Origin of the sequence: Cytobacillus firmus NBRC 15306, assembly GCF_001591465.1 — a bacterium.
Lineage (GTDB): Bacteria > Bacillota > Bacilli > Bacillales > Cytobacillaceae > Cytobacillus > Cytobacillus firmus.
Genome location: NZ_BCUY01000220.1, coordinates 1 through 1336, shown reverse-complemented (window position 1 = coordinate 1336; position 1336 = coordinate 1). Strand labels below are relative to the sequence as shown.

1 protein-coding gene is annotated in these 1336 nt (G+C 38.8%); it reads left to right on the top strand.

Annotation, left to right across the window (positions count from 1 at the left end):
* The first annotated feature begins 67 nt into the window (after positions 1-67).
* Positions 68-1227, top strand: a protein-coding gene (locus BFI01S_RS21960) for an IS3 family transposase (RefSeq protein ID WP_268875355.1) whose coding sequence is annotated in 2 segments (ribosomal slippage) — positions 68-332 and positions 332-1227 — 1161 coding nt in all. Because the reading frame shifts where the segments join, the coding sequence is not laid out codon by codon here.
* Positions 1228-1336 lie beyond the last annotated feature (109 nt).

The window sequence follows — 1336 nt, the reverse complement described above, 5'->3', positions numbered from 1 at the left end:
GATGCTAGACTAAAAAGTAGACACAGATTGATATAATAAAAATATCAACTATAACGAGGTGTGTCTTATGGCAAGAAATAATGGCAAACGGTACGATGAAGCATTTAAAATTGAAACAGTAAAGTACATCAGAGAAAACCAAAAGTCTGTAGCTCAAGTAGCTAGAGAGGTGGATGTGAACGAGAATACTTTACATGGCTGGGTGAAGAAATATGGCCAACAACCAGAGATTAAGGCTGTCCAATCGTTCTCTTCTGAAGAAGCTGAGTTTAGAGCTTTACAGAAGGAAATTCGTGATCTCAAGGAGGAGAATGAAATCTTAAAAAAGGCTATGCACTACTTCGCGAAAAGCCCTCGGTAAAATATGAATTCATTCATGAAAATCGCTCCCAATTCCGAGTGGAGAAGATGTGCAGCGTTCTGGGGGTTTCCAAAAGTGGATACTTCAAATGGTTAAAGCGACCGAAAAGTGACAGGCAGAAACAACATGAGAAATTATCACAAGAGATTCTACAGACCCATCTAGAATTCAATCAGCGTTACGGCAGTGTCAAAATCGCTAAAACGCTAAATAAACGTGGTGTGGAAGTTAGTGAGCGTACGGTTTCACGTATTATGACAAAGAATCAATGGAGGTCCTGTACGGTCAAAAAATTTAAGGCTACAACTAATTCTAAACATCAACATCCAGTAAGTGAAAATGTCCTAGATCGACAGTTTAAAGCAAGTAAACCAAACCAGTTATGGGTTGCGGATATCACATATATTCCGACCAATGAGGGCTGGTTGTATTTGGCAACTGTAATGGACCTATATTCTCGTAAGATAATAGGTTGGGCTATGAACAAAACTATGACAAAGGAATTGGTTACCTCTGCTTTAAAAATGGCTTATAAACGTCAGAAACCTGGGAAAGGTGTTATACACCATTCAGACCGCGGTGTTCAGTATGCCTCCTCTGAATATCAGAAACTATTAATTAAGTACAATATGATAGGCAGCATGAGCCGAAAAGGAAACTGTTACGATAACGCCTGTATCGAATCCTTTCACGGTATTCTTAAACGTGAGCTAGTGTATCAAACAAAGTATAAGACAAGAGAGGACGCGAAGAAATCGCTATTTAGGTACATTGAGTTTTTCTACAATTCCAAGCGGATCCATTCAACCTTGGGGTACTATACACCGAATGAATTTGAGCGACTGTATGGAAATTCGACAGCGTGATTTTCCTTCATAAAAAAGTTTAAATCGCTCTTTATTTAAACTTTTTTATGAAGGCCACCAAGCGAAAGCGCGGTAGAAAAATCTGTGTCTATTTTCTTGACGTAGTATC